This is a genomic window from Pseudomonas alliivorans, assembly GCF_017826695.1.
Lineage (GTDB): Bacteria > Pseudomonadota > Gammaproteobacteria > Pseudomonadales > Pseudomonadaceae > Aquipseudomonas > Aquipseudomonas alliivorans.
In genome coordinates, this window is the sequence record NZ_JAFFZW010000003.1 from 328386 (window position 1) to 346000 (window position 17615).

The following is a 17615-nucleotide window of genomic DNA, read 5'->3' on the forward strand; positions in this document are numbered from 1 at the left end:
TCAGCTCCGGGGATCGAACGCGTCACGGCAGGCTTCGCCGATGAACACCAACAGGGACAGAATCAGCGCCAGTGCGACGAAGGCCGTCAGGCCCAGCCACGGCGCCTGCAGATTGCGCTTGGCTTCGCCGATCAGTTCACCCAGCGAGGCGCTGCCCGCAGGCATGCCGAAGCCGAGAAAATCCAGCGCGGTGAGGGTGGCGATGGAGCCTGTCACGATGAACGGAAGGTAAGTCAGTGTGCTGGTCATGGCGTTGGGCAGAATGTGTCGCCACATCAGCGCAGCATCGGTCAGACCCAGTGCGCGGGCGGCTTTGACGTATTCCAGATTGCGGCCACGCAAAAACTCGGCGCGCACCACGTCCACCAGCGACAGCCATGAGAACAGCGCCATGATCCCCAGCAGCCACCAGAAATTCGGCGACACGAAGCCCGACAGAATGATCAGCAAGTACAGCACCGGCAGGCCCGACCAGATTTCCTGAATGCGCTGGCCGATCAGGTCGGTCATGCCGCCGTAATACCCCTGAATCGCTCCGGCACAGACTCCGATCACCGTGCTGATCGCGGTCAGCAGCAACGCGAACAGAATCGAAATCCGCGCCCCGAACAGCACCCGCGCCAGTACATCCCGCGCCTGCTCGTCGGTGCCCAGCCAGTTATGGCCGTCAGGCGGGCTGGGCGAGGGCGCGTCCAGGTCGTAGTTGATGGTGTCGTAACTGAACGGGATCGGTGCGAACATCATCCAGCCGTTCTTCGCCGCGATCAGCTGGCGCACATAGTCGCTTGAATAATCGGGCTCGAAGGGAAGCTCGCCGCCGAAATCCGTTTCCATGTAGGTGTGAAACGCCGGGTAATACAGCGTGTTGTCGTAGCTGAGCAGCAGCGGCTTGTCGTTGGCGATCAGCTCGCCGCACAGGCACACCAGCATCAGTCCGACGAAGATCCACAACGACCACCAGCCGCGCCGGTTGGCCTTGAACAGCGCCATGCGTCGCTGGCTCTGGGGAGAGAACTCGAACATCAGGCGCTCCTCGCGGAAAAATCGATGCGCGGATCGACCAGCATGTAACACAGGTCGCCCACCAGTTTGATCAGCAGGCCGAACAGGGTGAACAGAAACAACGTGCCGAACACCACGGGATAGTCCCGCGACACCGCCGCCTCGTAGCTCATGCGCCCCAGCCCGTCGAGGCCGAAAATGGTTTCGATCAGCAGCGAACCGGCGAAGAACACCTCGATCAGCGCCTGCGGAATACCGGCGATCACCAGCAGCATGGCGTTGCGGAACACATGGCCGTACAGCACGCGGTGTTCCGTCAGGCCCTTGGCCCGCGCCGTGACCACGTACTGGCGGCTGATCTCGTTGAGAAAGCTGTTCTTGGTCAGGATGGTCAGTGTCGCGAAGCCGCCGATCACCAGCGACGTGACTGGCAGCACCAGGTGCCACAGATAGTCCTTCACCTTGCCCCAGGTACCGAGGCTGTCGAAGTTTTCCGAGAACAGGCCCTGCGCCGGAAACCAGCTCAGATAGCTGCCGCCGGCGAACACCACGATCAGCAGAATCGCGAACAGAAACGCAGGCGTGGCGTAGCCGACGATCACCAGCGTGCTGCTCCACACATCGAATGCGCTGCCGTGCCGTACTGCCTTGCGGATACCCAGCGGAATGGAGATCAGGTAGGTGATCAAGGTGGCCCACAGCCCGAGCGACAGCGACACCGGCAGTTTCTGCGCGATCAACTCGGTCACCGGCGCGCCACGAAAGAAGCTGTTGCCGAAGTCCAGTTGCGCGTAGTTCTTGAGCATCAACCACAGGCGTTCGTGCATCGGCTTATCGAAACCGTAATGCTCCTTGATCGACTCGATCAGTGCCGGGTCCAGACCGCGCGTGCTGCGGCTGGCGGTGCCGCTGGACGCCACTTCGCCACCGCCGCCGCCCACGCCATTGGGGCTGAAACCCTGGATGCGTGCGATGGCCTGTTCCACCGGCCCGCCGGGGGCGGCCTGCACGATCAGAAAATTCACAATCAGAATGGCCAGCAGCGTAGGAATGATCAGTAGCAGGCGTCGGATTACGTAAGCCAGCATCTCAATGCTCCTTTGCAGCGGTGGTCTTGCTGCCGAGCGCAGCGGCCTGGGCGTTGGTCAGCGCGGTCGGGCTGATCTGCCACCAGGTTTCCAGGCCAACGTCATAGACGGGCGCGGTGTCGGGCCTGCCGAATCGGTTGGCGTAGACCAGCGGCGTGCCCTTGGAGAAGTAGTTGGGGATCATGTAGTAACCCCACTGCAACACGCGATCCAGCGCTCGGGCGTAATGCACCATGTCGTTGCGGCTGTTGGCCGCTACCAGCCCGTCGATCAGCGTGTCCACGGCCGGGTTGCGCAACACCATGGCGTTGGAACTGCCAACTTCCGTGGCGCTTTGCGAGCCGTACAGGTTGTACAGGTCTCGACCCGGCGAGATCAGCGGATTGCCGCTTTTGGGAAAGGTGACCACGATCATGTCGTAGTCCCTTGCGTTGAGCCGATTGATGTACTGCGCCGAGTCGATGCGCAGGAAATCCAGTGTGATCCCGATCTGTGCCAGCGTGCGTTTGAACGGCAGGATCAGGCGATCAAAACCGCCTTGGCCGTCGAGAAAACTGAACACCATCGGCTCGCCTGCGGCGTTGACCAGTTTGTTGTTCTTCGGGTGCCATCCCGCTTCGGCCAGCAGCTTGAGCGCCTGCACCTGCTTGTCGCGGATGTAGCCGCTGCCATCGGTCTTGGGCGGCTGGTAGACCTGAGTGAACACCTCGTCCGGCACCTGCCCACGCAACGGTTCAAGAATCTTCAGCTCGGCTTCGTCCGGTAATTGGGTGGCGGCCATTTCGCTTTTTGGAAAGTAGCTCTGTTGGCGCAGGTAGAAATTGCGCATCACCCGGCGATTGATCCAGTCGAAGTCCCACAGCATCGACAGCGCCTGCCGCACGCGGCGGTCCTTGAAGATCGGGTTGTCCAGGTTGAACACAAAACCCTGCGCGGCTACGGGGCGCTGGGTGGCCAGGATATTCTTCTGCAACCGCCCGTCGTCGATGGCCGGGCCGCTGTAACCCACGGTAAAACCCGCCGAAGAAAACTCCCGGTTGTAGTCGAACGCGCCGGCCTGCAGCAGTTGCCGGGCGATTTCCGTGTCGCCGTAGAAATTCACGGTCAGGGTGTCGAAGTTGTACAGGCCACGGCTGACCGGCAGGTCCTTGCCCCACCAGTCCTTGACCCGTTCGAAGACCACGCTGCGTCCGGCGTCGACCTTGGCGACCCGGTACGGCCCGTTGCCCAGCGGCGGCTCGAAACCGCCGCCGTTGGCGAAGTCCCGGCTCTTCCACCAGTGCTTCGGCAAAATGTGCAGGCTGGCGATGTCGAGGGCCAACATGCGGTTGAGGTTGTTCTTGAAGTCGAAACGAATCTGCAGCGGCCCTTCGAGGGTCACGTCCTTCACGTCGGCGAACATCGGGCGATAGCTGAAGCTGGCCTTGGTGGTCATCAACTCGTAGGTGTAGCGCACGTCTTCGGCTGTGACCGGCTGGCCGTCGTCGAAGCGCGCCTTGGGGTTGAGGTAAAACCGGACCCACAGACCGTCCGGGTCCACTTCCATTTTTTCAGCGATCAGCCCGTAGACAGTGTAAGGCTCGTCGAGCGAGCGATAGGCCAGCGGCGAGTAGACCCAAGTGTCGACCTGGACGACCCCGATGCCTTGATCGACATAGGGATTGAGGTAGTTGAACTGACCGATTTCTTCGGCTGACCGGGTCAGCGATCCGCCCTTGGGGGCGTCCGGATTGACGTAATCGAAGTGCTTGAAGCCGGCCGGGTATTTGGGCGCCTCGCCATAAACAGTCAAGGCATGCGTCGGTGTGGCCAGCGCAACCTGCCAGCAGGTGCACAACACCGCAACACCCAGCAGCAGGCGTCGCAGAGAACGGATTTGACGCGACATGATGGGGCTATCCTCGTACGCACGAATGACGCCATGCGGCGAAAAAGGCCTCCGGCCGGGGAAGGTGGATGAAACCTGTGGCCGGAGGGGGCGAGCTCGCAAACAGGACGCGACCCACGGAGCGTGTATGGGTCGCGCCTTCACCCTTAGAAGTGATACGTCATGCGTGCGAACAGCGTGCGTCCCAGCGGATCGGCGTAACGCGGGTCATAGCCGGACTGGAAGTTGTAGGCCTGGTTGGAGAACGGCGGGTTGCGGTCAAACATGTTGCGCAGGCCCGCATCGACGTCCAGCACCTTGTCGAAGGTATGGCCGACCGACAGGTCCCACAGCGCATACGAGGCGACCCGTGCATTGGTGGTGCGGTCGTAATCGTTGTAGCCAGTGGTGAAACGGTTGGTGATGGATGCGCGGGTGTTGCCCAGCGACCAGGAGCCCACCAGCACGTGTTTCCAGCGCGCAATCACGCCATCGCCCTGGAAGTCGCCGACCTTGTCAGTGTAGGGACCGTCGATGATGTTCTGGTAGTCGTAGCGATTGACGTAGGTGCCGGTCATGCCCAGGCCGAACTGACCATACGGCGTGTTCGGGAAGCGATAGTCGAGGGTCACGTCCACACCGCTGGTCTTGACGATGCCCAGGTTGGCGTTGCCGGTCACGATGTTGGCGATCGAGCCGTCAGCGTTGCGCACATAGCGGTCGGCATAGGTGCTCGGGTCATCGAAGACCGCCGATTCAGGGAACGACTGGATCTGGTTGGAGATGTGAATCCACCAGAAATCCAGGCCCATCGACAGGTTGCTGACCGGCTGGTAAACGAAGCCCAGTGTGACGTTGCGGGCTTTTTCCGGAGACAGTTCGGTATTGCCACCGCTGTTGTTGAGGAACTGCTGCGCACAGTCACGACCGGCATTGCCGCCGGGCTGCACAGTGCCGCCCGCGCACAACACAGGGTCGTTGTAATAACCCTGACTGAACGTAGTGCTGCGTGGTGCATACAGCTCATAGAGTGACGGCGCGCGGAAGCCTTCGCTGTAGGCACCGCGGACCACCAGTTGTTTGACCGGCTGATAACGGAACGAGTACTTGGGGTTGGTGGTGCTGCCAAAATCGCTGTACTTGTCGTGACGAACCGCTGCGCTCAGTTCGAGGCTGTCCAGCACCGGCACGCTCAATTCGGCGTATTCGGCTTTCACACTGCGCTCGCCCGACACGCTACCCGCCGCATCCGCGCCCAGGCTGCTGACGTCATTGACGAACGCTTCGTACTGCTGATGCATCTTCTCTTTGCGGTATTCGCCGCCAAGCGCCAGACCGGCCGGGCCTGCGCCGAACCAGTCGCCGATTTCCCGGCTGATGCGTCCGTCAATACCGGCCACACGGCCCACGGCACTGGAATATTGGCCATGGTATTCGCTGGCATCGATCAGCGCCTGACCAGCCGCCGTCTGTGGCCCGAACGGGTTGATCACGCCATTGGCCAGGCCATTGATCATTGCCGCGTCACTGATGTAACCGTTGGTGAGGGTGGACAGCACCTTATTCTGGTTGTACGACGCACCGACGTTGTAATCCCAGCCGCCCACCAGACCGTCGAAGTTCAGCAGAAAGCGCTGGCTGGTGTTCTGGTCGCTCTGCCCGCGAGGACCGGCAGCCGTTTCGCGCCATGCAGTATCGACGGGTTGTGTCGGGTCGATGGTGAAATTGGTCGGTGCCGGGGTAATGCCGTTGCCAGGGTAGAACGGTGATGACGAATCCAGCGACAGGCCGGTGAGCGGTGCCGGGCCGATGTCGGTGTGGTTGTTGTTGCGCGCCCAGAAGTATTCGAGGCTGACGTTGTGATCGTCGGCCAGCTTGCCGGTGGCCTTGCCGAAGAACGAGGTCTTTTCGGTCTGCGGGATCAGGTCGATGTACTCGCGGGTGCTGAACCGGCAGATGCCGTTGCGGGCGATCAGGCTAGGCCCGGAGCAGTTGGTGCCCAGCGGGTTGGAAGAGTTGTCGCCCTGAAAATAGTTGCCGGGGTACGCGGTGCCTGACGTCTGGTTGAGTCCGCGGCCAGGTACGTAGTCCTGTGCAAACGAGCGATCATTGGCGTCCAGGTTCTGCTGCTTGTTGTAGTTGAAGACGCCCATCACGTTGAAGCGGTCTTCTTCCAGATCACCGAAGCCCCAGCTGGCGCTCATGTCCTTGGTGGCACCGCCGCCGCTGTTGGTCGGGGTTTCGCCGCCCAGCGTCAGGGAGCCATCGGTGAGGGTTTTCTTGGTGATGAAGTTGATCACGCCGCCGATGGCGTCGGTGCCGTACAAGGCCGATGCACCGTCACGCAGGACTTCAACCCGGTCGATGGCGGCGAACGGAATCATGTTCAGGTCGATGGCGCTGCCATTGGGCGAGCCAACGCCGGAAATCGCGTTGTTGGCCAGGCGGCGTCCGTTGAGCAGAACCAGCGTTTTGTTTGGACCAATCCCGCGCATGTCGGCAAAGGAGGCACCACCGGTCCCGGCGCCGACCGAGCCTGCGCTGTTATTGATCGACTGGCTGCCGGTGATGCGCTGGACCATTTCCTGAGTGGTGGTCACACCCTGTTTCTTCAGGTCATCGGCGCGCAGGATGGTAATCGGCACGGCGGTTTCGGCATCGACCCGGCGAATCGCCGAGCCAGTCACTTCGACGCGTTGCAACTGGGTCGTGGCCGGCACGACGGCGGCGGCGGAGACAGACTCACTGGCGGTGTCCGCCTCGACAGCGTCTGCCGCCTGGGCACCGCTCATGCCCATGGCCAGGGCGCACAACAGCACGCGAGGATGACGGCGGACCGCGAGGGCCAGTGGCTTGAGGGTGTATCCGGGAAGATTCATCAGCATGGTTATTTCCGACCTGGTCCAGACATTATTGAAATGGCCTTGTGAGCCCTCTATACCCTTCCCGGTTATGCCGGGTGGGCATTCCACTGCTTTGGTTTTCCAGCAAGCCGCTCCCCTCCAGGGGCCTTTCGGCCCACGGACGATCCTGTACACGGGAGTCGGGTCAGCGGGTTTCGCGGGACGAAACCCTCAATTCATTTGGCCGTCATGACGGATATCTTCGTGATGCCGGACCGTTCGATGGACGCCATGGCCTTGGCCACCTGGCCATAGTTCACGTCGGTGTCGGCCTGTAACTGGACGCGGATGTCCGGGTCCTTGGCCTTTTCGTCCTGCAGGCTTTTCTCCAGCAGCTCGGGGGCGATTTCCGACTTGGCGAGGAAGAACTTGCCGCTCTGGTCGACGCTGACCACCACCGGGTCCTTTTTCTCGGCCGGGGCAACCGAGTCGGTCTTGGGCAGGTTGACCTTGATCGCGTTGGTCATCAGCGGTGTGGTGACGATGAACACCACCAGCAGCACGAGCATCACGTCCACCAGCGGCGTGACGTTCATTTCGCTGAGCACTTCATCGCTGTCTTGAGTGGAGAACGACATTAGCTTGCCTCCCGCACGGCGTGGCCCTGCTTGCTGGCGATGGATTGACGGGATACCGCGAAGGCACTGCGCTGAGCCAGGGCGTCGAAGTCGTGGGCGAAGTCGTCCATGTCGGCGACGGCCAGCTTGAGGCGGCGCAGGAAGAAGTTGTAGATCAGTACCGCAGGCACAGCGACCGCGATGCCGACGCCGGTGGCGACCAGGGCGTGACCGATGGGGCCGGCGACCGCTTCAAGGCTGGCCGAGCCGGTCAGGCCGATGCTTTGCAGTGCTTCCATGATGCCCCAGACCGTTCCGAACAGGCCGATGAAGGGCGCGGTGCTGCCGATACTGGCGAGGATCGCCTGGCCGCTTTCCAGCGAGCGACGCTCCTTCTGGATCTGCTGGCGCAGGTTGCGCTCCAGGCGGTCCGAGCGGTTGATGGTGTGTGCCAGTTGTTGCGTGGTGCGCGGTGACTCGTCCACGGCCATGGCCTCGAAACCGCTGTTGGCGATGCGTGCCAGCGAGCCTGGATATTGCGATGCATGTTCGGCGGCGGTCAGCAGGTCCGGCGCGCCCCAGAAAGCTTTGGTGAAGTGTTTGTTCTGGGATTTGAGCTTCACGTATTGCGCTGACTTGATCAGCAACAAGGCCCAGCTCAGCACGGAAAACAGAATCAGCGCCCAGAGCACGGCGGGGACGATCATGGAAGAGAGCGATGCGTTCATGGTTTACACCTCACCAGCTTGAATAGAATTGTCAGTGGTCATACGCCGGATCATTCCGGCAGCTTGAAATCGATGGTCTGTGTGGCGAAGCCTTCAATCGGTGTGTCGCCGCGCTTGGCCGGAATAAACTTCCAGTTGCGCACTGCTTCCACTGCAGCCTCGTCGAGAACCGGTTTGCCGCTGGATTTGGTCACCTCGACCGTGCCTGCGCGGCCGTTTGGCAGCACCTTGATGCGCAGCACCACGCGTCCTTCCCAACTGCGTCGCAAGGCCAGCCCCGGATATTCGGGTGGCGGGTTGCCCAGGCTGGCGAGCCCGGAGACCGCCGCGCTTTCCTTCACAGGCGCTGCTGGCGCTGCCGGAGCGGGTGGCGCAGGTGCCGGCGTCGGTGGTGCTGGAGGCGCGGGGGCGGCTACCGGTTTGGGCGGCGCAGGCGGCGTCGGCTTTTTCACCGGTTCAGGTTTCTTGACCGGTTTGGGCTTCTCGACCTTCGGCTTTTCGATGGGCTTGGGCGGCGGCTCGACTGCGTCCGGGTCCTCGACCGGCTGCTCCGGTTCTGGCGGTGGCGGCGGGGGAGGCGGCGGAGGTGGAGGTTCAGGCGGCGGCGGTGGCTCCGGGGTTGGAGGCGTCGGGCTGGTCAGCTCAATGGTCATTTCCGGAACTTGTGGCGGAACTTCGGGCACTTCCGGTTCGGCCGTCTGCATGTACCACCACACGGCGCCGTGAATAAGTACCGAGGCTGCAATCAACACGAAGACGTGCGATTTTTTCAGGCCGCCAGGTCGCGAAGTATTGGCCTTGAAGGGGATACTCTGCCACACCGTCGGACTTTCCTCCGGCGGTGGAACAGGGACCGCTTTCATGATTACCGCATCATTCATTAACGCTCCCTCGGGTAGTTGAAGGGCAATAAAAGTCCGTTCAAACATTGGCGAATGTTCGAATGATGGAGACCTGCACATTCGTTGAGGCGCACGACACCGCCGAGCCTGAAAGAGGCACAGACTCAATACGGTAAAGCGCATGTTCAATCAGGGCGATGGCATTGCAAATCCTTGCTTATTAGTTGTATCCACCACGAGCAAACTTGTTGCTTGATAACAATTTCACTTTGCAACCGCTGTGCCAGAAATGGCCAGTGATATGCCTGTATGCAGCGTTCCAGAGTGGATGTCGCATTCCTGTACTTTTTTTTCGATTGAACGCCGTTTCAGTTGAAGTGCCCTTCAAATGAATAGGGCCCGTCTTGATTCAAGAGGCGTAGTACACCCCTCTGAGCAGTCAGACGAATTGAAAAATACATGACCATTCGGTCATAAAATCACATGCACCAATACCGCAAGGTTTGGTTCAAGTTGGTGCGTTAGTTGATCAGGTTTTCACGGTAGATGCTCCGGCGGTAAAGAGATTGCAGGTCGAGTTAAATATAAAGCTCAGCAATGGACTGAGTAGTGGCTAGATGATGTTAATCAAAATAAATTGTCGGACGATAAGCGGGTTAGTGAGAAGTTTCCGTAGTGAGTTAGTAACAAGCACACAGCATTCCGCGAGCCCTTGCCAATAAGGCAGGACAAGGTTGTTCGATTATTCAATCAAGGCTGATGCCCTGTGTTTTGATCAGTCGGAAGGGTATGTCGGTGTAGTCAGACATGAAGCCGTAACAGATGGCGGGCCCATTGCGGGCGCAACCCTTTCAAGCGGCAATGGAGATTGCAGTGGTCTGGCATCAACGGGATGTGGCATGGGTAGACTCCTTTCCTGGCAAGGCGCACGACTTGTGGTCTGGCGCTGCACTGTTAATGGACGACTCTGCGTCCGAAAACTGCACATTGGTGCGTGTGGGCACCTCCTTTGTGCAGTGCATGCCACTGGTTCATGGCACGGCCGTTCCACTTGGAAGATCTGTGCCAATTGTGTCTTTTTGTATCATGAAGATTACAAACGGCAGCAAATGCCCTGTCCAGACGCACTCGTCATCTGGATCGAACCCTTGGCGTTCAGGCACGTCCACTTTCTTTGGCAAGACAAAAGAGGTGGCCGACATGACAACCGATTTCATCCTGACGAACGAAGTGCCTAAAGAAGATCCTGCCAGCCCGCAGTTGGGTCAGTACGACCGCGAAGCCGATCCGGTGTTGAACATGAACGCCAACAGGCCGGGAGCAGGCCCTGCGAAGGGAGATGAGATGCTGGAGCGCACTGAAGACGAGGAAGCCTACGAGGATGACGAGCCGGAAGTGTATTCGGATGACCCGGATATCGTGGCGGATGAGGGCGGGGGTGTGTTGCCCGGCTGATAGAAGCGGTACAGCTCAAGCGCCCCTTACAGAGACCTTGAGCTGGTTGCTTTGAAAGCGGGAGTTACCAGAACGCGGCGGGTGCAGTGAGTGCCTTGCTGAACACCTCGATGGTGCGTTCGACATCGACTTGCGTGGTATAGCGACCGAGGCTGACGCGTACGCTGGCCAGCGCCTTGTTGGTATCGAGCCCCAGTGCAAGCAGCACGTGTGATGGTGCGTTGCTCGCCGAGTTGCAGGCCGAGGTCGAGGACAGCGCCAGAGCATGTGAGAGCTGAGCACTGGTGAACCCGTTTCGCGTGATGCACAGGTTCAGGGTGTGCGGGATGCGTTGTTCAGGACAGCCGTTGAGTTGCACATCCGGCAGCGCCAACAGCCCTTCACGCAGATGACTGCTCAGCTCCGCGATACGACAGTTTTCCGCATCAGCCTTGTCGATCGCCAGCGCAAAGGCTTCACCCATACCGACGATCTGATGCGTCGCCAGTGTGCCGGAACGAAAGCCGCCTTCATGTCCACCGCCATGAATCTGCGCCTGCAGCAATGCATGAGCGCGCGGACCTATGTACAGCGCACCGATGCCTTTCGGACCGTATGCCTTGTGAGCCGAGAACGACATCAGGTCGACTGCCAGACTTGCCAGATCCACCTTCACTTTCCCGACGGCTTGAGCCGCGTCGACGTGAAACAGCGCCCCATGTCCGCGCACCAGCGTGCCGATGCTGGCGATATCCGTCAGCGTGCCCAGCTCGTTGTTCACCAGCATCAGCGACACCAGCAACGTGTCTTCACGCAAGGCCGCCTGCACGGCCTGTGGCTGGATCAGCCCATTGGCGTCCGGCTGCAACCAGGTCACCGCAAAGCCCTGGCGCTCCAGCGTTTTCACTGTATCGATGACGGCCTTGTGCTCCAGAGCGCTGGTGATGATATGGCGACGTTGCGCCGTACTGTCATGGGCAATGCCCTTGATCGCCAGGTTATTGGACTCGGTCGCGCCAGAGGTCCAGATCACCGTCTCGGCAGGCGCACCCACTGCGTCCGCCACCTGACGCCGCGCCTGCTCGACTGCCTGCCGCGCCACCTGCCCGTAACCATGCCCGCTGGACGCCGGATTACCGAAATGCCCTTCGCGCCCCAGACAGGCAACCATGGCTTCAATGACCTGCTCATCGACAGGCGTGGTGGCGGCGTAATCCAGGTAAAGGGCAGTCGTGGTCATGGGCAATTCGCTTGGTTATCGGGTCAAGGTTGATGGTGAAAAGATTACCGACGCCGACGCGAAAAAATTTTGATATTTGAGCAGATTGACTGGCTATCAGTGAAAAATATTTCTGCTTCAGGGGTGTTCTGGTGAATAAAATTTTACACCTCCATTGGCAGGGGGTAGTTTTATGCCAATAGTTGCATAAGTACCGGTTGCACGGCGCCGTTCAGGATGCGTCGCGTGCGATACAGAGCCCGAACCACAAACACGGAACACGCCCATGGACAAGTTCGACCGCGCCATCCTCGACAGCCTGCAAACCGACTGCACCCGCTCGGTCGCAGACATCGCCGAGCGTATTGGCCTGGGCAGCACCGCCTGCTGGCGACGCATCCAGAAACTCGAAGAAACCGGCATCATCGACCGCCGCGTAGCCCTGCTGAACCCGCAGCGCCTGAATGTCTCCGTCAGTGTCTTCGCCGCCATCCGCACCAACCAGCACAACGCCGCCTGGCTCGAACAGTTCCACAACGCCGTCGGCGACTTGCCCGAAGTCGTCGAGTGCTACCGCATGGCCGGCGACACCGACTACCTGCTGCGCATCGTCGTGACCGACATCGCGGGCTACGACGCGGTGTACAAACAACTGATCAGCATTCCCGGTATCACCGACGTCAGTTCCAGCTTTGCCATGGAGCAGATCAAATTCACCACAGGGCTGCCGTTGCGGTATGCGTCGTTTGGTGCCTAAAACCTAATGTGTGCAGCCCGGTCTTCACCGTCGCTTCACACGGGCCTTGACCTCCACCTAGGTAGAGGTTTCACACTGGCGACTCCTTCAACATGGAGTTGACCCTATGCCAATATCCCCCGACGCCGAAAACGCCGCGTTCACGCTCTGCAATCCACAGGGCTTGTGCAACCCTCGAGTAAACGCGTATTCCCACGTCGCATCAGTCAATGCCGGTGCCCGGATGCTGTTTGTTGCCGGGCAGGGCGGCGAAGATCAGCAAGGACGGTTGTCTGCCGACTTCACCGAGCAGGCCATCCAGGCCCTCGCCAATGTTGAAACCGCACTGCAATCCCAGGGCGCAAGCCTGGCTCAGGTGTTCAAGCTGACCCTGCTGATTGTCGACCACAACGAACAACGCCTGCACAGTTGGGTCGAGCAGGCGAACCGGGTGTGGGGTACAGGGCGCCATCCGGCCTGCACCCTCATTCCGGTGCCCCGCCTGGCGATGGACAACATGCTGATCGAGATCGAAGCGATCGCAACAGCCTGACCGAACGCAGCCGTTGGCGCAGATGAACGGCCGATGCCGGGAACGACCCGCCCCGCCTGCACGTCTGACCTGTATCGACTCACTTGAAGGTACAGCGCAATGGACAAGACAATCACCGTGGACCAACTGGCGACCACCGATCTTGGATCAATCAACGAGATCTGGCTCGGCGGCACTCACACCCAGTTATGCCTGTGGCGCGGCGAGCAGATCGTCACCCACGACATGCTCAGCGAAGGCACCCACGACCAGAACGCCCGACGCCTGTGCCTGCAACTGGTCAACCCTGACGATCAGGCCGCAGTGGCCAGCGTCGAGGCGATCGTGCGTGAGCGGCTGGAGGGGAGAGAGGGCGAGTTTTACCCGGCCGAGGATGTGGACACTTATCAGTGACTGGCTGCCTCCCAATGTTCTTGCTGCTGCGGGCCAGCACAGCAGCAAGGAGGCAGGTCGCGTCACTTTACAGATCTTAATCCACGCTCTGTATTACGCACCGCTTCCAACGCCTCCAATTCGTCACGCAAGAGTAGATGCGCCACCCTATCGTGACCGAGCGATAGGTGGCGGACTGTGTGCAGGTTGGTCAACCGGTAGCACGAACCGGCTTACCCGAAGGGCGGCCTGCACATGGCCGCCATGACGTCTGTAGGAATTCAAAGTCTTCAGGATTCCAGGCAGCACATGACACATCAAACAGTTTGTCTATTTTATTGCAATTATAATGTGTCAATTTGATATTGCTCTCGCTGCTTGTCGATAAGCCCGTCTAAATAAATCTTCATCCCTCCTCGTAAAAAACTGATGTCTGATTAATACGCTATTGGCCAGCCATGAATGATGGCCATTTCCAATAAGAGTGTTTTGCTAGGCCTGATGGCTAATTAAGCAGTTTGCCTTTACGTGGAGAAGTAAACGATGACGTATACCGTAAAACAATACGGCTGGATTCGTGACGTACCGGATCATCGAGATCATTTGTACGCTGCGCCCGTCGAGCAGTTGGCCGCGCTTCCACGTCATGTGGATCTGCGTCCCCATTGCCCCAATGTCTACGATCAGGGCCAGTTGGGCAGTTGTACAGCGAATGGTATTGCAGCTGCCATTCAGTTTGATCGCATGAAGCAGAAGCTTGTCCCTGCATTCACGCCATCCCGTTTATTCATTTATTACAACGAGCGTGTTATCGAACACACGGTGGAGTCGGACAGCGGTGCAATGATCCGTCACGGTATCAAAAGCGTCGCCGAACAAGGCGACTGCGATGAAGCCGAATGGCCGTACGACATTACCAAATTTACCGTCAAGCCAACCAAATCCTGCTACGCCCACGCCAAGCGGTACAAGGCGGTTTCCTACCAGAAAGTCGCCCAGAACCTGAACCAGATGAAAGGGTGTCTGGCCGCTGGATATCCTTTCGTCATAGGTTTTGGCGTCTATGAAAGCCTCGAAAGCGATGAAGTCGCCAAGACGGGCATTGTCCCAATGCCAGCGCCCGACGAAAAATTGCTGGGCGGTCATTGCGTGCTCGCAGTGGGCTATGACGATGCAAAACAGGTCTTCATCATGCGCAACTCCTGGGGCACCAAATGGGGCATGCATGGCTACTTCACCATGCCATACAGCTACCTGATGGACCCCAATCTGGCGTCGGATTTCTGGACGATCAGGATTGTCGCGGGCTAGTGCCGAGGCAAGGTGTGGTCAGCGACCACACCTTCAGGGAACGCTTGTTATTTGGGGCTGGGGCCGAATCGATTGGCGTCGCGATGCCCCTCCAGGCAACTGAATATGATCGGCACTATCGGTACCAGCATCCACCAGCCACTGCGATCAGTGTCATGAAGCCTGCGAACGCCCACCGCAAGCCCTGGAAGGAAGACAGCGATGGAATAAAAGGTGGAGATCAACTGTTCAGTGCCCAAAAGACCATCGAGAAAACCGAGGACCACGGAGATCAGGAGGTTAGTCAAAAAAAACATCCAGAATTCTTTTCTGCGCGCTCTGCCGCTGAAAACGGCATATTTTCTCAAGACTTCAAAATACCAGAATGTCGATTCTGGAGCGTCGGATGAAACTGCGCTGGGTGTCCATATGATATCTCTCGATGCATTGCAATGTGGGCAAGTATCCCCCCTTCTCAGTCAGTTCCTTTGCGCAGTTGTGACAATAGGCCATGTCATTCCTTATGAGGTTAAGTCCAGGTTCGGTGGTGTAATGGTTTAGTCTGCGATGAATGCGGTTTATTAGTACATGTTGCAGGCGTTGCAATGGCGCAACGGATAGAAGGCCATAGTCATTGTTTTTTGAAGGCTGTATGGATGATTCCGTATCTCGATGGGATGCCGGAAATCCTGAGGCAAAAAAACAAAACTGCCAAGCTGGAATTGCCTCCGTTAACAACTATGTCGGCTCGGAAACAATTTGAATGGCGAACACGCTGTAAAGGTATCGGTGTTCAATTGGATGCTTTGGCAGTTGGACAGAAATTTAAACTAATACTATTTGGGAACGCGTCGCTGCGCGTCCTGGGTCTGGACTCTCTGACTTTACTCAAACGCTGCCCTCGCGTTCGATAACCAGAATCCGTGCCTCTCCGCGAGGATGTGCAACATGTTCACATCCAGCCCCTGCGAAAAACACGTCGCCAACCGCCAATGTCACGACGCGCTCGATGCCTGACTCGCGATAATGCATATCCACCGTTCCGTCGAGGACTGCGAAAACTTCCTCACCATCGTTGATATGCCATTTATACGGCTGGTCGGTCCAGTGGAGACGGACGGTGGTTCCACCCATGTTGGCTATGTCGTCAGCCCCCCAGGCTCGAGTGGCGGTAAAGTCTTTGCTCCGAATAACTCTCATTGATCGCCGTTCTCGAACAGGTATTTCCAACAATCTATCAGAACCCTTGACCCTCTACTGCCGTCCGCGAACGCCCACCTGAACGTCACGCCTCATTCCGAAGTCATAAACCTACTTCAGCCATGCTCCCCAAGGTGCCTCATGAGTTTGATCCCCGAACTGAACAGCGACGCCAGCGTGCTTATATGCGGAGCCAGCCGAGGCATTGGTCTGGCACTGTGCGCAGCCTTGCTTGCTCGCGATGACGTCGCTCAGGTGTGGGCCGTTGCGCGAGAAGCCAGCACCTCTACAGGGCTGGCAGAGCTTGCAGAGCAGTATGGCCAGCGCCTCAGGCGAGTCGACTGCGACGCGCGCAATGAACAAGCTCTCGAAGCGCTTGCGAGCCAGACGCTCGAAGGATGCGAACATCTGCACCTCGTCATCAGTGCGCTTGGCATTCTTCATCAGGACGGCGCGAAACCGGAAAAGGGCCTGGCGCAACTGACGCTTGCGAGCATGCAAGCGAGCTTCGCAACCAATACTTTTGCGCCAATCCTGCTGCTTAAACACCTGCTCCCGTTATTGCGCAAACAACCTTCTACCTTCGCCGCACTTTCCGCGAGAGTCGGTTCCATTGGCGATAACCGACTGGGCGGCTGGTACAGCTACAGAGCCAGCAAAGCGGCACTCAACCAGTTGCTGCACACCGCCAGTATCGAACTGAAACGCCTGAACCACGCCTCGACCGTGCTGGCCATACACCCAGGCACGACTGACACGGAGCTGTCGCAACCATTTCAGGCGAACGTACCTGAAGGACAACTGTTCGAACCGGCTTTCTCGGCAGAGCGCATTATTGAAGTGGTAGGCGCGCATGGGCCGGCTGACAGTGGGAGCTTTTGGGATTGGGACGACAAGCCTATTGTGTGGTGACCTGGCCGACTGGCTTTGGAATAGACGCTACATGGTGTGTCATTGAACGTGATGTCTATCACCGGACGGTCATGGTCCAGCAGGTATGCATGATGGCGGAGGTACAATCGTGAGAGCAGACCAGTATCGGGGCCAGCCACACCCATCTTTCTATCGTCTTATGGAAAAACCATGACGCGCTTATTCAAATTGAACGGATAGGAAGCACATCCGGGATTAGGCGTGCGTCACGCCGAAGTCTTTCGCCAATGCACACGAAAGAAATGCTTGGAGCAGGTTCATAGGCGCTTCGAATGCCATGTTGATTCAATTGGCCAGCGAGTTTGCGACGGTCGAGCTTAAAACGTACCCATCAAAAAGGGCCCGTCTGGGCCCTCTTTCGGGAGAGACTGCTTTACTTCTTCAGCCATCCCTCAACAACATCCGCACCGTGCTCCGCCTTCCATTCCTTCAAGGCCTTGTGATTTCCACCTTTGGTTTCGATCACTTCACCTGTCTTCGGATTTTTGTAGACCTTGAGCTCGCGTGGTTTGCGTGTGCCTTTAGGTTTGTCTGCCTTTTGACCACGAGTCGGTGTCTGTGGACCCAGCAGATTAATGATGTGCTTGAGGCTGAAACCGTAGTGCTCAAGGAGCTTGCGCAGCTTCGTTTCGAACTCGATTTCTTTCTTGAGCCCCTCATTGCCCTTCATTGTTTCCAGTGCCTGAAGCTGCTCGGCGAGGTGCTTTTCCAACTGGCGGTACTCTGCAAGCTTGGACATTATCTTTCCCTATAAATGATCGTGTGTGGTTATTACGATCGATTGAGTCGTTTACAAGTTCAGCCTATTTGCGGGCGTCAGGTGTTTCCTGGCGCGAACCGATTTCGTCCTGATTGTCCAAAACCCGGCTACCAAATGAGGTGCGGCTTACA

General features: G+C 58.5%; 17 protein-coding genes. 6 read left to right on the forward strand and 11 right to left on the reverse strand.

What is annotated here, in order from left to right:
* The 7 genes from JTJ32_RS10650 to JTJ32_RS10680 all read right to left on the reverse strand — a co-directional run bounded on the left by JTJ32_RS10650 (nucleotide 1) and on the right by JTJ32_RS10680 (nucleotide 9026).
* Entirely contained in the window at nucleotides 1–1023 is a 1023-nt protein-coding gene (locus JTJ32_RS10650) for an ABC transporter permease (protein WP_099228803.1), read from the reverse strand.
* Entirely contained in the window at nucleotides 1023–2090 is a 1068-nt protein-coding gene (locus JTJ32_RS10655; RefSeq protein ID WP_099228802.1) for a microcin C ABC transporter permease YejB, read from the reverse strand. The genes JTJ32_RS10650 and JTJ32_RS10655 overlap by 1 nt, the downstream gene beginning before the upstream one ends.
* A 1-nt stretch (nucleotide 2091) precedes the next feature.
* Nucleotides 2092–3978, reverse strand: a complete 1887-nt coding sequence (locus JTJ32_RS10660; protein ID WP_099228801.1) for an extracellular solute-binding protein — start codon at nucleotides 3976–3978, stop codon at nucleotides 2092–2094.
* Nucleotides 3979–4124: 146 nt separating this feature from the next.
* A complete protein-coding gene (locus tag JTJ32_RS10665) occupies nucleotides 4125–6842 on the reverse strand; it encodes a TonB-dependent receptor (RefSeq protein ID WP_210041976.1) in 2718 nt (905 codons plus the stop codon).
* A 194-nt stretch (nucleotides 6843–7036) separates the two neighbouring features.
* A complete protein-coding gene (locus tag JTJ32_RS10670) occupies nucleotides 7037–7438 on the reverse strand; it encodes an ExbD/TolR family protein (protein ID WP_004880470.1) in 402 nt (133 codons plus the stop codon).
* The gene (locus JTJ32_RS10675; protein ID WP_099228800.1) at nucleotides 7438–8145 is read right to left on the reverse strand and encodes a MotA/TolQ/ExbB proton channel family protein; all 708 of its coding nucleotides are present in this window, start codon (nucleotides 8143–8145) and stop codon (nucleotides 7438–7440) included. The genes JTJ32_RS10670 and JTJ32_RS10675 overlap by 1 nt, the downstream gene beginning before the upstream one ends.
* A 50-nt stretch (nucleotides 8146–8195) precedes the next feature.
* Entirely contained in the window at nucleotides 8196–9026 is an 831-nt protein-coding gene (locus JTJ32_RS10680) for an energy transducer TonB (RefSeq protein ID WP_184322334.1), read from the reverse strand.
* A 1161-nt stretch (nucleotides 9027–10187) separates the two neighbouring features.
* Between JTJ32_RS10680 and JTJ32_RS10685 the strand changes: the two genes are divergently transcribed.
* Complete coding sequence (locus JTJ32_RS10685; protein ID WP_099228914.1) at nucleotides 10188–10442, forward strand: hypothetical protein; 255 nt, start codon at nucleotides 10188–10190, stop codon at nucleotides 10440–10442.
* Nucleotides 10443–10506: 64 nt separating this feature from the next.
* Here JTJ32_RS10685 and JTJ32_RS10690 read toward each other — a convergent pair whose 3' ends face one another.
* Entirely contained in the window at nucleotides 10507–11661 is a 1155-nt protein-coding gene (locus tag JTJ32_RS10690; RefSeq protein ID WP_210041978.1) for a cysteine desulfurase family protein, read from the reverse strand.
* Nucleotides 11662–11926: 265 nt separating this feature from the next.
* Here JTJ32_RS10690 and JTJ32_RS10695 point away from each other — a divergent pair, with 265 nt between their 5' ends.
* The 4 genes from JTJ32_RS10695 (at nucleotide 11927) to JTJ32_RS10710 (ending at nucleotide 14612) form a co-directional block, all read left to right on the forward strand.
* On the forward strand, nucleotides 11927–12397 hold the full coding sequence (locus JTJ32_RS10695) for an Lrp/AsnC family transcriptional regulator (protein WP_099228797.1): 471 nt from the start codon (nucleotides 11927–11929) through the stop codon (nucleotides 12395–12397).
* A 106-nt stretch (nucleotides 12398–12503) separates the two neighbouring features.
* Nucleotides 12504–12929, forward strand: coding sequence for a RidA family protein (locus JTJ32_RS10700; protein ID WP_210041979.1), 426 nt, complete (start codon nucleotides 12504–12506; stop codon nucleotides 12927–12929).
* A gap of 99 nt (nucleotides 12930–13028) precedes the next feature.
* A complete protein-coding gene (locus JTJ32_RS10705) occupies nucleotides 13029–13322 on the forward strand; it encodes a hypothetical protein (RefSeq protein ID WP_083186151.1) in 294 nt (97 codons plus the stop codon).
* Nucleotides 13323–13844: 522 nt separating this feature from the next.
* A complete protein-coding gene (locus tag JTJ32_RS10710) occupies nucleotides 13845–14612 on the forward strand; it encodes a C1 family peptidase (protein ID WP_184322331.1) in 768 nt (255 codons plus the stop codon).
* Nucleotides 14613–14659: 47 nt separating this feature from the next.
* Here JTJ32_RS10710 and JTJ32_RS10715 read toward each other — a convergent pair whose 3' ends face one another.
* Nucleotides 14660–14908 (reverse strand): DUF805 domain-containing protein, encoded by a 249-nt coding sequence (locus JTJ32_RS10715; RefSeq protein WP_236059259.1) that lies wholly within the window; start codon nucleotides 14906–14908, stop codon nucleotides 14660–14662.
* 571 nt (nucleotides 14909–15479) lie between these two features.
* On the reverse strand, nucleotides 15480–15791 hold the full coding sequence (locus JTJ32_RS10720) for a cupin domain-containing protein (protein WP_184322329.1): 312 nt from the start codon (nucleotides 15789–15791) through the stop codon (nucleotides 15480–15482).
* Between the two features lie 141 nt (nucleotides 15792–15932).
* Here JTJ32_RS10720 and JTJ32_RS10725 point away from each other — a divergent pair, with 141 nt between their 5' ends.
* Entirely contained in the window at nucleotides 15933–16703 is a 771-nt protein-coding gene (locus tag JTJ32_RS10725) for an SDR family NAD(P)-dependent oxidoreductase (protein ID WP_210041980.1), read from the forward strand.
* 394 nt (nucleotides 16704–17097) lie between these two features.
* On the opposite strand, the gene JTJ32_RS10730 is transcribed toward JTJ32_RS10725, so the two are convergent.
* Complete coding sequence (locus JTJ32_RS10730; RefSeq protein WP_099228791.1) at nucleotides 17098–17463, reverse strand: histone-like nucleoid-structuring protein, MvaT/MvaU family; 366 nt, start codon at nucleotides 17461–17463, stop codon at nucleotides 17098–17100.
* Between the last annotated feature and the right edge of the window lie 152 nt (nucleotides 17464–17615).

Bases quoted from the DNA above. Each gene is read 5' to 3' on its own strand.
- JTJ32_RS10650 (WP_099228803.1), bottom strand. From the start codon at position 1,023: ATGTTCGAGTTCTCTCCCCAGAGCCAGCGACGCATGGCGCTGTTCAAG.
- JTJ32_RS10655 (WP_099228802.1), bottom strand. From the start codon at position 2,090: ATGCTGGCTTACGTAATCCGACGCCTGCTACTGATCATTCCTACGCTG.
- JTJ32_RS10660 (WP_099228801.1), bottom strand. From the start codon at position 3,978: ATGTCGCGTCAAATCCGTTCTCTGCGACGCCTGCTGCTGGGTGTTGCG.
- JTJ32_RS10665 (WP_210041976.1), bottom strand. From the start codon at position 6,842: ATGCTGATGAATCTTCCCGGATACACCCTCAAGCCACTGGCCCTCGCG.
- JTJ32_RS10670 (WP_004880470.1), bottom strand. From the start codon at position 7,438: ATGTCGTTCTCCACTCAAGACAGCGATGAAGTGCTCAGCGAAATGAAC.
- JTJ32_RS10675 (WP_099228800.1), bottom strand. From the start codon at position 8,145: ATGAACGCATCGCTCTCTTCCATGATCGTCCCCGCCGTGCTCTGGGCG.
- JTJ32_RS10680 (WP_184322334.1), bottom strand. From the start codon at position 9,026: ATGAATGATGCGGTAATCATGAAAGCGGTCCCTGTTCCACCGCCGGAG.
- JTJ32_RS10685 (WP_099228914.1), top strand. From the start codon at position 10,188: ATGACAACCGATTTCATCCTGACGAACGAAGTGCCTAAAGAAGATCCT.
- JTJ32_RS10690 (WP_210041978.1), bottom strand. From the start codon at position 11,661: ATGACCACGACTGCCCTTTACCTGGATTACGCCGCCACCACGCCTGTC.
- JTJ32_RS10695 (WP_099228797.1), top strand. From the start codon at position 11,927: ATGGACAAGTTCGACCGCGCCATCCTCGACAGCCTGCAAACCGACTGC.
- JTJ32_RS10700 (WP_210041979.1), top strand. From the start codon at position 12,504: ATGCCAATATCCCCCGACGCCGAAAACGCCGCGTTCACGCTCTGCAAT.
- JTJ32_RS10705 (WP_083186151.1), top strand. From the start codon at position 13,029: ATGGACAAGACAATCACCGTGGACCAACTGGCGACCACCGATCTTGGA.
- JTJ32_RS10710 (WP_184322331.1), top strand. From the start codon at position 13,845: ATGACGTATACCGTAAAACAATACGGCTGGATTCGTGACGTACCGGAT.
- JTJ32_RS10715 (WP_236059259.1), bottom strand. From the start codon at position 14,908: ATGTTTTTTTTGACTAACCTCCTGATCTCCGTGGTCCTCGGTTTTCTC.
- JTJ32_RS10720 (WP_184322329.1), bottom strand. From the start codon at position 15,791: ATGAGAGTTATTCGGAGCAAAGACTTTACCGCCACTCGAGCCTGGGGG.
- JTJ32_RS10725 (WP_210041980.1), top strand. From the start codon at position 15,933: ATGAGTTTGATCCCCGAACTGAACAGCGACGCCAGCGTGCTTATATGC.
- JTJ32_RS10730 (WP_099228791.1), bottom strand. From the start codon at position 17,463: ATGTCCAAGCTTGCAGAGTACCGCCAGTTGGAAAAGCACCTCGCCGAG.